A 12,276-nucleotide genomic window follows, 5' to 3' on the forward strand; every position below is an offset into this window, starting at 1 on the left:
CCGAAATGCATTTAGGTGCAGCGTCGTGTGTTTCTTGCCGGAGGTAGAGCACTGGATAGGCGATGGGCCTTACCGGGTTACTGACCTTAGCCAAACTCCGAATGCCGGTAAGTGAGAGCACGGCAGTGAGACTGTGGGGGATAAGCTCCATGGTCGAGAGGGAAACAGCCCAGAGCATCGACTAAGGCCCCTAAGCGTGTGCTAAGTGGGAAAGGATGTGGAGTCGCAGAGACAACCAGGAGGTTGGCTTAGAAGCAGCCATCCTTGAAAGAGTGCGTAATAGCTCACTGGTCAAGTGATTCTGCGCCGACAATGTAGCGGGGCTCAAGCACACCGCCGAAGTCATGTCATTCGAGCATTAACCTCTAACGGGGGCTCGGATGGGTAGGGGAGCGTCGTGTGCCGGGTGAAGCAGCCGTGGAAGCGAGTTGTGGACGGTTCACGAGTGAGAATGCAGGCATGAGTAGCGATACGCACGTGGGAAACGTGCGCGCCGATTGACTAAGGGTTCCTGGGTCAAGCTGATCTGCCCAGGGTAAGTCGGGACCTAAGGCGAGGCCGACAGGCGTAGTCGATGGATAACCGGTTGATATTCCGGTACCCGCTGTGTGGCGACCAACGCTGAATCAGGTGATGCTAAGTCCGTGAAGCCGCTCCAGCTCCCTTCGGGGTGTTGGGGTGTGGTGGAGCCGACGGTCCAAGTCTGTAGTAGGTGAGTGATGGGGTGACGCAGGAAGGTAGTCCAGCCCGGGCGGTGGTTGTCCCGGGGTAAGGGTGTAGCCCGTTGTGCAGGTAAATCCGTGCAACTTGTGGGTGAGACCTGATGCCGAGCCGATTGTGGTGAAGTGGATGATCCTATGCTGTCGAGAAAAGCCTCTAGCGATGTCGTACGGCGGCCCGTACCCTAAACCGACTCAGGTGGTCTGGTAGAGAATACCGAGGCGTTCGGGTGAACTATGGTTAAGGAACTCGGCAAAATGCCCCCGTAACTTCGGGAGAAGGGGGGCCACGTCTGGTGATCCAATTTTCTTGGTGAGCTGGGTGTGGCCGCAGAGACCAGCGAGAAGCGACTGTTTACTAAAAACACAGGTCCGTGCGAAGCCGTAAGGCGATGTATACGGACTGACGCCTGCCCGGTGCTGGAACGTTAAGGGGACCGGTTAATCAGGATTCGTTCTGGTGAAGCTGAGAACTTAAGCGCCAGTAAACGGCGGTGGTAACTATAACCATCCTAAGGTAGCGAAATTCCTTGTCGGGTAAGTTCCGACCTGCACGAATGGCGTAACGACTTCTTGACTGTCTCAACCATAGGCCCGGTGAAATTGCAGTACGAGTAAAGATGCTCGTTTCGCGCAGCAGGACGGAAAGACCCCGGGACCTTTACTATAGCTTGATATTGGTGTTCGGTTCGGCTTGTGTAGGATAGGTGGGAGACTGTGAAGTGGCCGCGCCAGCGGTTGTGGAGTCGTTGTTGAAATACCACTCTGGTCGTGCTGGATGTCTAACCTGGGTCCGTGATCCGGATCGGGGACAGTGTCTGGTGGGTAGTTTAACTGGGGCGGTTGCCTCCTAAAGAGTAACGGAGGCGCCCAAAGGTTCCCTCAGCCTGGTTGGTCATCAGGTGGTGAGTGTAAGTGCACAAGGGAGCTTGACTGTGAGACTGACGGGTCGAGCAGGGACGAAAGTCGGGACTAGTGATCCGGCGGTGGCTTGTGGAAGCGCCGTCGCTCAACGGATAAAAGGTACCCCGGGGATAACAGGCTGATCTTCCCCAAGAGTCCATATCGACGGGATGGTTTGGCACCTCGATGTCGGCTCGTCGCATCCTGGGGCTGGAGTCGGTCCCAAGGGTTGGGCTGTTCGCCCATTAAAGCGGTACGCGAGCTGGGTTTAGAACGTCGTGAGACAGTTCGGTCCCTATCCGCTGCGCGCGTAGGAGTCTTGAGAAGGGCTGTCCCTAGTACGAGAGGACCGGGACGGACGGACCTCTGGTGTGCCAGTTGTTCTGCCAAGGGCATGGCTGGTTGGCTACGTTCGGGAAGGATAACCGCTGAAAGCATCTAAGCGGGAAGCCTGCTTCGAGATGAGGGCTCCCACCCCCTTGGTGGGGTTAAGGCTCCCGGGAGATGACCGGGTTGATAGGCCGGATATGGAAGCCTAGTAATGGGTGGAGTTGACCGGTACTAATAGGCCGAGGGCTTGTCCTTAGATGTTCGCGTCCACTGTGTGGTTTCTGAGACCACAACCGCCATGTGCTGGTGTGTTGGGTTGGGTTTCGGTGGTTATAGCGTGAGGGAAACGCCCGGTTACATTTCGAACCCGGAAGCTAAGCCTTTCTGCGCCGATGGTACTGCGAGGGGGACCTCGTGGGAGAGTAGGACACCGCCGAACAATCATTGTGGAACAGCCCCGTCGGCTTTTGTGCCGACGGGGCTGTTTCGCGTTCACGACCAGCCGTCTCGTACGCTGACGGCATGCGCTACGACCTCGTCATCTTCGACAACGACGGCGTCCTCGTGGACAGTGAGCCGATCGCGAACCGGATTCTCTCCGCGTATCTCAGCGAGTTGGGCCACCCCACCACGTACGAGGAGGCCCTGCACGACTACATGGGCGGGTCCGTGCAGCGCGTGCACGACCTCGTGTTCGAGCGGAGCGGGCAGCGGCTTCCCGACGGGTTCGACGAGACGCTGCACCAGCGGACGTTCGAGACCTTCCGGCGTGAACTCCAGCCCGTGAACGGGGTGTCCGAGGTGCTGGAGAAGCTGGCCGCCGACGCCGTGCCGCGCTGTGTGGCGTCGTCCGGGACGCACGAGCGGATACGTGTCTCGCTCCACAAGGCCGCTCTGTACGCCCACTTCGGCGAGGAGCGCATCTTCAGTTCCCAGGACGTGCCCCGCGGCAAGCCCGCCCCGGACCTGTTCCTGCACGCGGCCGAGGTGATGGGCGTACGGCCCGAGCGGTGCGCCGTCGTGGAGGACAGCCCGTTGGGCGTACGGGCGGCGCTCACCGCCGGGATGGACGTCTACGGCTACACGGCGATGACCCCGACCGCCAAGCTGCACGCGGCGCGCGACCAGGCCGTCGCGGAGGTGCGCGAGACGACCGGTCAGGAGCGGCCCGCGCCGCGTTCCCTAGTGCTCTTCGACGACATGCGCGATCTCCCCGCCCTCCTCGCCGGCTGAACGGCCCGAGCTGAACGGCCTGACCGCCTGACTGCCTGACGCGCTTCCGGGCTGGCCGGAGCGCCCGCCGACCCTCCCGGTACGGTGGCCGCATGAGTGGCGGTGCGCAGCTGATGTGGGACGAAGCGGTGGCGGGTTACGACTTCGGCCCCGGCCATCCCATGGACCCCGTGCGGCTCGCGCTCACCATGCGGCTCATCGAGGCGTACGGCCTGGACCGCGCGCCCGGACTGAAGCTCGCGAAGGCGCCGCCCGCCGGTCTGTCGACGCTGCGGCTCGTGCACCGGCAGGACTACATCGACGCCGTACGCCGGGTGTCCGCCGATCCGGCGTCCGCGGACGGCTCGTACGGGCTGGGGACCACCGACGACCCCGCGTTCGCCGGCGCGCACGAGGCGTCCGCGTTGATCGCCGGGCAGTCCGTGGGCGCCGCCGAGGCCGTCTGGCGCGGCGAGGTGCTGCACGGCGTGAACTTCTCCGGCGGACTGCACCACGCCATGCCGGGTGCCGCCGCCGGTTTCTGCATCTACAACGACCCGGCGCTCGCGATCGCCCGCCTCCTCGAACTCGGCGCGCGTCGCGTCGCGTACGTCGACGTGGACGTGCACCACGGCGACGGCGTGCAGGCCGCCTTCTGGAACGACCCGCGCGTGCTGACCGTCTCGCTGCACGAGCACCCGCGCGCGCTGTTCCCCGGCACCGGCTGGCCGGAGGAGCGCGGGGGCGACGACGCGGAGGGTACGGCGGTCAACGTGGCGCTGCCGCCCGGCACTTCGGACGACGGGTGGCTGCGCGCGCTGCACGCGGTCGTCCCCGAGCTGCTGGCGGCGTTCGAGCCGGAGGTGCTGGTGACGCAGCACGGCGCGGACACGCACATCGACGACCCCCTCGCGCATCTCGCGGTGTCGCTGGACGCGCAGCGGGCGGCGGCCGAGGCGTGCCACGAGTGGGCGCACGCGCTGACCGGCGGCCGCTGGGTGGCGCTCGGCGGCGGGGGTTACGCCGTGGTGGACGTCGTACCGCGCAGCTGGACGCACCTGGTGGCGATCGCGGCGGGCGCGCCCGTACCGCCCGAGTCGGTGGTGCCGGAGGAGTGGCTGGACGCGGTGTTCTCGCGTACGGGCGTACGGGCGGCGCCGCGGCGGATGACGGACGGGCGTACGGCGTCCTGGAAGGCGTGGGACGAGTCGGGCTACGACCCCGCCGACGCGCTGGACCAGGCGGTGCTGGCGGCGCGGCGTTCGGTGTTCCCCGCGCACGGGCTGCTGCCGTGACACCGGGGCGGGCACGCCGCTGACGCTCCCGCCGTGCCCCGTACGGCGGTTGGGGGCCCGCCCGGTGCTGCGCCACCGGGGTGACGTCGCGCCGAACGGCCGCCGCACGGGCCGTACGCCCGCGAGCATGGACCCCGTGTCGAGGAGTGCCGCGGCCGCCGCGTTGCGGTCCCATCTGCTGGTGTCCGGGCTGGCCGGTACGGTCGCGACGACGCGGGAGAAGAGCCTGACGCGCTACCGGCTGTTCGCCGCCCGCGACCCCCGCGCCCTGCTCGGGCTGGAGCCCGAACGGGACTGGAGCGTCCCGGAGTTGATCGCGCTGATGGCCGCCGAGTGCGGCGTCTCTGCGGACCCGGGGCGGCTGACGGGGCAGGACACGATCGACCCGGACCGTACGGTGGCGGCGCTCGACGCGTTCGCCGTACGGCTCGCGGTGGCGGCGGAGCGGCGGGCTCCGGTGCTGTTGGGTACGGGGCACCCGGACCGGCTCCTCGGTTTCTACGCCGCGTTGGCGGCGGCGCTCTCGGCGGCCGGATGCCCGGTACTAGCACCAGCGGAGGGCTGCCGTGTCGACATAACGACCCGGTTCGGCGTACGCCCGTACAACCTTTCCTACGTAGGGGGAGTCGCATTGGTCGCAGAGCCCGGCGCTCGCCCTGCCCACGGTGCGCCCGGCGCACACACCCACTCTCCGCTTCCGCTGCGGACGGCGCTGGCTGCCGCGGCGGCCGGTCCGGGGCCCGTTCCGGAACTCGTCATCGGTGATCATGGGTGGGTCTGCGCCGCAGGTCAGCTCGGTGTCGAGGCGATGGGGCCGGGTGATGCGGACGATCCCGCGCTGTACGTGGGGCGGGCCGAGGGGCGTGTGTCCGTGGTCGTTCCGCTCGATGACGCGGCGCCACCCGACAGCTACGGACCGCTCGCGCGTTATGTACTGGATCACTCCGGTCTGTCACCTTAGGAGACCGAACGCTACTCCTCTTCCCCACTTGCATCACCCGCACCTAATCTGGGGAGGAGCGCACAGCGAGCAGGAGTCACCGGAGGGGAAGCCGGTGCCCGACATGTGCGGAAGGTCAGGTGTGGCATGGCTGCTGGCGAGAGGCCTCTGAACGAGGTCGTGTTCCTGACCGTGGCGGAGGTCGCCGCGGTGATGCGAGTGTCCAAGATGACCGTGTACCGGCTGGTGCACAGCGGTCATCTGCCGGCGATCCGGGTGGGCAGGTCCTTCCGGGTCCCAGAACAGGCCGTTCACGACTACCTGCAGGAGTCGTACGTGGGGGTGGAGAGCGCGTAGCCGCCCTCCGGTCGCGAACGTCCGGGCGGTTCCGCGGGGATCGTCGTACGGCGCGTGAAGTGCCGTACGACGCCGCGAGGTGCCGTGCCGCGCCGTGACGCGGCGCCCTGGTGGTGCCGTGTCGTGGCGCCGCGTCGGCGTGCCGTTTCTCGACGGCGAGTGCCACGGAGGACCTCGGTTTACGACCATCACCCGGTGGCGGGTAGGCTGACCCCATGTAGGTCGTGTGGGCTCGGACGCCCCGCACCGAGTGATTCGAGATGAGTTCTCCCCACGCCTGTGGGGAAGACCGTGAGCGAGGGTAGTCGTGGGCTCTGTTATCAAGAAGCGGCGTAAGCGGATGGCGAAGAAGAAGCACCGCAAGCTGCTCAAGCGCACGCGCGTGCAGCGCCGCAACAAGAAGTGAGCGAGCGCGCCGCTCGTTGACCGCCGCTTTTCGCCCCGCACCGTAGTGTGCGAGGCGGCGAGCGGCGGTTTTGTTGTGGTGTTGGCGCCACGGACCGCCACGGGCCCGCCGCGTACGCCGTGGCGCGGACCGCGCGTCACCGGACGCTCACGCAACCGGACGATGGGGAGAGTGTGTTGGGCAAGGTCGTGCTCGTCACCGGTGCCGCCCGGCAGCTGGGCGGCCGTTTCGTACGGCGTGTGCAGCGCGACCCGGACGTCGATCGGGTCATCGGCGTCGACGTCGTGCGGCCCGTGCACGAGCTGGGCGACGCCGAGTTCGTACGGGCGGACATCCGGCAGCCGACCATCAGCAAGGTGCTCGTCGAGCACGACGTCGACACGGTCGTGCACATGGACGTCCACGGCACGCCCCTGAGCCCGCGCGGCAGCCGTACGGCGGTCAAGGAGACCAACGTCATCGGCACCATGCAGCTCCTCGGCGGCTGCCAGAAGGCGCCCCGCGTACGGCGGTTGGTGGTCAAGTCCAGCATCGGCGTCTACGGTTCGGCGCCCCGCGACCCGGCCGTCTTCGACGAGAACACCCCGTCGAAGGCGCTGCCCAGCGGCGGCTTCGCGAAGGACGTGGTCGAAGTCGAGGGCTACGTACGGGGGTTCGCCCGGCGCCGTCCGGACGTCTCCGTGACGGTGCTGCGCTTCGCGCAGCTGCTGGGCCCGACGGTGGACTCGCCCATGGGCGACTACTTCTCGCTGCCGGTCCTGCCGACCGTCCTCGGCTACGACCCGCGGCTCCAGTTCGTGCACGAGGACGACGCCGTGGAGGTGCTGCGGCTGGCGTCCCGGGAGCCCGCGCGCGGCACGTTCAGCGCGGGCACGTTCAACATCGCCGGGGACGGGGTGCTGCTGCTGTCGCAGTGCGCGCGGCGCCTCGGCCGCCCGACCGTCCCCATGCTGCTGCCCGCGATCCGCTGGGGCGGCTCCGCGCTGCGGTCGGTGGGGCTCACGGACTTCTCGCCCGAGCAGGTCCGGCTGCTCACGCACGGGCGGGTCGTACGGACCGCGCGGATGCGGGACGTGCTGGGCTTCGCGCCGCGCTTCACGACGGCGGAGGCGCTCGCGGACTTCGGGCGCGCCCTGGACGCGGGCCTGCTGCCGCCGGAACGGTGGGCGGGCGCGGTGGACCGGGTCGCGGCGCGGCTGGACGCACCGTACGAGTACGCGGGGGAGCACCCGGCAGAGGAGGGGCAGCACCGCCATGGCTGACGCCAAAGTGATCCCGTTCGACGAGGACGGCCGACGGCGCCGCGCCACGGAGGGCGCGCAGGGCGCCGGGCGCGCCGCCGGGCGCGGCCGGGACCGCGACGCGGGGACCGGCGGGGCGCAGGCCGCCCGCGCCGCCGCGCCCGTACCGGAGCAGGCGCGGGCGCCCGTGGAGGCCGCCGAGGCGGACGCGGCCGACGAGCCCGCGCCGGGCGGCGGTTGGGAGGCGAAGGCCGCGCGCGGCCTGGCGTTCCTGCGGCGCCGCGTCACCGGCGACTACGAGGTCGACGACTTCGGGTACGACGCGGAGCTGACCGACCAGGTGCTGATGTCGGTGCTGCGTCCGGTGTACGAGTCGTACTTCCGCGTCGAGGTGAAGGGCATCGAGAACATCCCGTCGGACGGCGCGGCCCTGGTCGTCGCCAACCACTCCGGGACGCTGCCGCTCGACGGGCTGATGCTCCAGGTCGCCGTGCACGACCACCACCCGGCGGACCGCAGGCTGCGCCTGCTCGCCGCCGACCTGGTGTTCATGCTGCCGCTGGTGAACGAGTTGGCGCGGAAGGCCGGTCACACGCTGGCGTGCGCCGAGGACGCGCAGCGGCTGCTGAGCAGCGGCGAGGTGGTGGGCGTGATGCCGGAGGGCTTCAAGGGGCTGGGGAAGCCGTTCGCGGAGAGGTACAAGCTCCAGCGCTTCGGCCGCGGCGGCTTCGTGTCCACGGCGCTGCGGACGGGCGCGCCGATCGTGCCGTGCTCGATCGTGGGGGCCGAGGAGATCTACCCGATGCTCGGCAACTCCCGCACGATGGCGCGGCTGTTGGGCCTGCCGTACTTCCCGGTGACGGCCACGTTCCCGTGGCTGGGGCCGTTGGGGGCGGTGCCGCTGCCGACGAAGTGGACGATCCAGTTCGGCGAGCCGATCCCGACGGACGGTTACGCGCCGGAGGCCGCGGACGACCCGATGCTGATGTTCAACCTGACGGACCAGGTGCGGGAGACCATCCAGCACACGCTCTACAAGCTGCTGGTGCAGCGGCGTTCGGTGTTCTTCTGACGCGGACGGGGCACCCCGGTACGTGTCCGGGGTGCCCCGTGTCGCGTGCGGTCTCTCCGGCGGGCGCTACCGCCCGCCGTCCCCGCCCTTGCCGTCCAGCCCGGGAAGGACCTCCGGGAGGAGTGGCGGCAGGGTGATCTCCGGCGCCGGGCGTTCGGGGGTGTCCGGCCAGGGGCCGGAGTCCTTCCCGGACCGGCCGTCGTCGGGGTCCGCCGAGGGGTCCAACAGGCCCTGGCCGCCCAGCAGTCCGTCGTCCGCCGACTCGGCGCCGGAGCCGGAGGGCTCTGGCGTGCCCGTGTCCCGCCGCTCGCGCTCCGACGTGTCCGACGGCGGGGGCGACGAGGGCCGCGGGGTGGCGTCGTCGCGACCGCGACGCTCCGCCCCGGGGTCCGGCTGCTGCGGCGCCGTGTCGCCGGGCGACCGGGGGAACAGCGAGCGGAGCGGGGCGACCTCCTGCTCCATGGCGTCGAAGACGGAACTGACCTGCTCCCCGACGTCGGAGAGCTGCGGCGGCAGCAGCTCGCGCAGCTGCGACCAGACCTTGCGGTGCTCCTTGGAGAACGACGAGAGCGACTGCATCGGGGCGAGCCGACCGTCCCGCTCGTACGCCGCGCTGAGCAGCCGGTGGCCCTCCGACGCGTCGTGCTCCATGCCGGTCAGGGTCCGGCGGACCTCCCGCAGCGACTCGTGTTCGAGCGGGCCGGAACGGCCCCGCTCCACCAGCCGACGGGCCTCGCGGAGGCGCGTGGAGGCGTGGTCGAGGTAGACCTCGCCGCGGTCGGCGTCGTCGCCCGCGAGATCCAGCTGGATGCCCTCCATGCCCCGCTTCAGCCCGTACAGCGAGTCGCCGGGCAGCGCGTCCGAACTGGCCGCCGCCGCGCCCCCGAGGGCGCTCGCGGCCACGCCCACGCTCAGCCCGCCCGCGGCGAGGCCCTTGCCGAGCCGCGACGTGGGGCGGAGGCGGGAGAGCGCGCCCAGTGGTGGGGCGCGGTGCGCGCCGCGGCCCGTACGGGCTCCGCCGCGCTGTTCGGGGACGGTACGCCCGTCGCCCGTGCCGCCGGTGGCGCCCGCGCCGAGGGTTCCCTCGGCCAGGGCGGTCTCCATGGCGGCGATGAGCTGGGCCCGTTGGACGGACTTCACCTCGGGGTCCAGCTGGGGCTTCGGCAGGGCACCGAGCCCGTCCGCCAGGGTGAGCAGCACGGACTGCTCGTGTTCGCCGTCGGCCGCTTCCTCGCCGACCTCGCGGTCGTGCTCGTCCAGGGCCTGGGCGAGGGCGTGTGCCCGGCGGCTCGTCGACATGGACCCGATCACCGGCGGCACCTCCTCTCGTCAGCACGCGTCGACCCCCGCGGCAGGCAGGGAACACGGCCTGCCCGGTCCCGCTCGGTGAGCGGAACCCATGGGCACGACGTGACCGCGGGGCGTCTGCATCCCCCTCAACGAGCGGAAAGCCAGTCGGGTTACGGAGTCACGATGATGTGACCGGGGGTGCACGCGTCGCTACGAGTCGTCACCTGACGTCGTCCGGCAGGAGCCGGGCGAGGGTGCGTACCGCGCGGTACTGGAGGGTCTTGATCGCGCCCTCGTTCTTGCCCATGATCCGCGCGGTCTCGGCGACCGTGAGGCCCTGGAGGAAGCGCAGGGTCACGCACTCCTGCTGCTGCGGGTTGAGTCTGCGGACGGCTTCGAGCAGGGCGGCGTTGGAGAGTGTCTCCAGAACCGATTCCTCGGGGCTGCGCTCGACCTCGTTGGCGTCGAGCATCTCCCCGGTGGTCACTTCGAGTCGGAAACGGCTCGACTTGAAGTGGTCCGCGACCAGGTTCCGCGCGATCGTGACCAGCCAGGCGCCGAAGTCGCGGCCCTGCCAGGTGAACGTGCCGATACGGCGCAGGGCGCGCAGGAACGTCTCGCTGGTGAGGTCCTCGGCCGTGGCCCGGCCGCCGACGCGGTAGTAGATGTAGCGGTAGACCGTGTCGCTGTACTGGTCGTAGAGGCGGCCGAACGCGTCGGCCTCGCCGTTCTGCGCGCGCTCGACGAGGTCCATCATCCGGCGCGCGTCGCTGTCGCTCACCGCGGGACGGCGGCGTGCGGTCGAGGTGCCGGTGGAACCGGTGCGGGCGCGTCTGCCGGCGGACCGGGGCCCCGCGGAGGTGCCGGTCGTGGCGCCGTTCGCGAGGGTGTAGCAGGGGCGTGCGGGGACAGGTGCGGCTGCGGCGAGGGCGGGGACGGCGTACGCGGTGGGGACGAAAGCGCTCAACTGGTCGACGACCGTCGTGCGCAGCGTAGCCAGGCCCGAGGTGTCAACCCCGACGTGTGGGTACACGGGACTCCCAGAGGCAGAGCTTCACATACGTGCAGAGCGGGACCTTGCGTCCGGTGCTGGGACGGGTGGGTACCGGATTGCGTCTGAGGAGAATAACGCTTCGTACAGGGAGCGCTACACCTAGTTGTCGAAATCGTCGATTCGGTTTGGTCTGTTACGGGTTGGCACTCGACCTGAATTCGAACAAACGCGGGATGTTGATCGCTTTGGAAGCGGAATTTGTCGATTAGATGGTCACTTCCGGCTGAACGCCGGGAGCGGGACTGGCCGGACGCCGATGGGGGCGAAGGAGCGGGCCGGGCGCGCGTGTCGGTGCCGCGCTCCCTGCGCGCACCACCGTCCACCCCGTACGGGCAAGGGTGTCGGCCGCGCCGGACCGCGCGTCGGGCGCGTGTCGGCGGCTGGTCGGAGGCCGGTCGGAGGGCTGGTCAGCAGCCTGTCGGGGGGCCGGTCAGCGGCGGCGGCGCTGGAGCGCGACCGCCGCGGCCGCGCCGCCCGCCACCGCGCCGACCCCGGCGGCGGCGGGTATGCCCACCTTGGCCGCCTTGCGGGCCGTCCGGTAGTCCCGAAGTCGCCAGCCCATTTCGGCGGCGTGCGAGCGAAGCCTGCTGTCAGGATTGATCGCATACGGATATCCGACGAGCGAGAGCATCGGGATGTCGTTCGCGGAATCGCTGTACGCGGCGCACCGCTCGAACTCCAGGTCCTCCACGGCGGCCAGCGCCCGTACGGCCTCCGCCTTGGCCGGTCCGTGCAGCGGTTCCCCGACGAGGCGGCCGGTGTAGACGCCGTCGACCGACTCGGCCACCGTGCCGAGCGCGCCGGTCAGGCCCAGCCGGCGGGCGATGATCGTCGCGGTCTCCACGGGAGCGGCGGTGACGAGCCACACCTTCTGTCCGGCGTCCAGGTGCGCCTGGGCCAGGGCGCGGGTGCCGGGCCAGATGCGGCCCGCCATGTACTCGTCGTAGATCTCCTCGCCGAGCGCCATCAGTTCGGACACCTGGTGGCCCTGGACGATGGAGAGGGCGCTGTCCCGCGCGTCCCGCATGTGCTCCGGCTTCTCGGTGCCCGCGAGCCGGAAGTACGCCTGCTGCCAGGCGAAGCGGGCCAGTTCGCCCCTGCTGAAGAAGTCCCGCTTGTAGAGGCCCCGACCGAAGTGGAAGAGGGAGGCGCCGCGCATGATCGTGTTGTCGAGGTCGAAGAAGGCGGCGGCGCGGGTGTCGCCGTTCACGGGGAACTCGGGCGTCTCCAGCTTGTGCGCCGCCTCGGCGGCGGCCTCTCCCGCGAGCACGCTCCGCGCGGTCGCGGGGCGCCTGCGGGGAGTGAGCCAGGAGGGAACGGCCATACGGCGAGCATAGCCAGTCCGTACCCGTGGGTCCGTTACGGCCGGGTGACCGCCGGGGAACGGGGTGCGGGACAACGGGCCCTCCGGTGACGGCGGTGACGGCGGTGACGGTCGTGGCGGTCGTGGCGGTGGT

General features: G+C 69.6%; 10 protein-coding genes and 2 rRNA genes (1 of these 12 only partly in view). 9 read left to right on the forward strand and 3 right to left on the reverse strand.

The window, feature by feature from the left end; all coding sequences use genetic code 11:
• From D7M15_RS17250 to D7M15_RS17290, 9 genes are all read left to right on the forward strand, one after another.
• Nucleotides 1-2,207: ribosomal RNA gene (locus tag D7M15_RS17250) — 23S ribosomal RNA — on the forward strand; it begins 922 nt to the left of the window's first position.
• 67 nt (nt 2,208-2,274) lie between these two features.
• Nucleotides 2,275-2,391 (forward strand): 5S ribosomal RNA (gene rrf / locus D7M15_RS17255).
• 83 nt (nt 2,392-2,474) lie between these two features.
• Nucleotides 2,475-3,185: an HAD family hydrolase gene (locus D7M15_RS17260; RefSeq protein ID WP_121518341.1), complete on the forward strand. Its 711-nt coding sequence runs from the start codon at nt 2,475-2,477 to the stop codon at nt 3,183-3,185.
• Between the two features lie 92 nt (nt 3,186-3,277).
• Nucleotides 3,278-4,459: an acetoin utilization protein AcuC gene (locus D7M15_RS17265; protein ID WP_121518342.1), complete on the forward strand. Its 1,182-nt coding sequence runs from the start codon at nt 3,278-3,280 to the stop codon at nt 4,457-4,459.
• A gap of 136 nt (nt 4,460-4,595) precedes the next feature.
• A complete protein-coding gene (locus D7M15_RS17270) occupies nt 4,596-5,420 on the forward strand; it encodes a phosphatase (RefSeq protein ID WP_240649350.1) in 825 nt (274 codons plus the stop codon).
• 126 nt (nt 5,421-5,546) lie between these two features.
• Nucleotides 5,547-5,756 carry a helix-turn-helix domain-containing protein gene (locus tag D7M15_RS17275; RefSeq protein ID WP_121518344.1) on the forward strand — a complete coding sequence of 70 codons (210 nt, stop codon included), beginning with the start codon at nt 5,547-5,549 and terminating at the stop codon, nt 5,754-5,756.
• 307 nt (nt 5,757-6,063) lie between these two features.
• Nucleotides 6,064-6,162: an AURKAIP1/COX24 domain-containing protein gene (locus D7M15_RS17280; protein WP_003948845.1), complete on the forward strand. Its 99-nt coding sequence runs from the start codon at nt 6,064-6,066 to the stop codon at nt 6,160-6,162.
• Between the two features lie 176 nt (nt 6,163-6,338).
• Nucleotides 6,339-7,424, forward strand: coding sequence for an NAD-dependent epimerase/dehydratase family protein (locus tag D7M15_RS17285; protein WP_121518345.1), 1,086 nt, complete (start codon nt 6,339-6,341; stop codon nt 7,422-7,424).
• Nucleotides 7,417-8,475 carry a lysophospholipid acyltransferase family protein gene (locus tag D7M15_RS17290; RefSeq protein WP_121518346.1) on the forward strand — a complete coding sequence of 353 codons (1,059 nt, stop codon included), beginning with the start codon at nt 7,417-7,419 and terminating at the stop codon, nt 8,473-8,475. Before D7M15_RS17285 ends, D7M15_RS17290 begins: the two co-directional genes overlap by 8 nt.
• A 66-nt stretch (nt 8,476-8,541) precedes the next feature.
• On the opposite strand, the gene D7M15_RS17295 is transcribed toward D7M15_RS17290, so the two are convergent.
• The 3 genes from D7M15_RS17295 to D7M15_RS17305 form a co-directional block, all read right to left on the reverse strand.
• A complete protein-coding gene (locus tag D7M15_RS17295) occupies nt 8,542-9,786 on the reverse strand; it encodes a DUF5667 domain-containing protein (protein ID WP_121518347.1) in 1,245 nt (414 codons plus the stop codon).
• A 199-nt stretch (nt 9,787-9,985) separates the two neighbouring features.
• The gene (locus D7M15_RS17300; RefSeq protein WP_121518348.1) at nt 9,986-10,798 is read right to left on the reverse strand and encodes an ECF subfamily RNA polymerase sigma factor, BldN family; all 813 of its coding nucleotides are present in this window, start codon (nt 10,796-10,798) and stop codon (nt 9,986-9,988) included.
• Between the two features lie 451 nt (nt 10,799-11,249).
• The gene (locus tag D7M15_RS17305; RefSeq protein WP_121518349.1) at nt 11,250-12,143 is read right to left on the reverse strand and encodes an HAD-IB family hydrolase; all 894 of its coding nucleotides are present in this window, start codon (nt 12,141-12,143) and stop codon (nt 11,250-11,252) included.
• Nucleotides 12,144-12,276 lie beyond the last annotated feature (133 nt).

The organism is Streptomyces sp. Z26, assembly GCF_003665095.1.
GTDB classification, from domain to species: Bacteria; Actinomycetota; Actinomycetes; order Streptomycetales; family Streptomycetaceae; genus Streptomyces; species Streptomyces phytohabitans.

Excerpts from the sequence above, each read along its gene's own strand:
- D7M15_RS17265 (WP_121518342.1), top strand. The coding sequence starts at position 3,278 with ATGAGTGGCGGTGCGCAGCTGATGTGGGACGAAGCGGTGGCGGGTTAC.
- D7M15_RS17290 (WP_121518346.1), top strand. The coding sequence starts at position 7,417 with ATGGCTGACGCCAAAGTGATCCCGTTCGACGAGGACGGCCGACGGCGC.
- D7M15_RS17305 (WP_121518349.1), bottom strand. The coding sequence starts at position 12,143 with ATGGCCGTTCCCTCCTGGCTCACTCCCCGCAGGCGCCCCGCGACCGCG.
- D7M15_RS17275 (WP_121518344.1), top strand. The coding sequence starts at position 5,547 with ATGGCTGCTGGCGAGAGGCCTCTGAACGAGGTCGTGTTCCTGACCGTG.
- D7M15_RS17260 (WP_121518341.1), top strand. The coding sequence starts at position 2,475 with ATGCGCTACGACCTCGTCATCTTCGACAACGACGGCGTCCTCGTGGAC.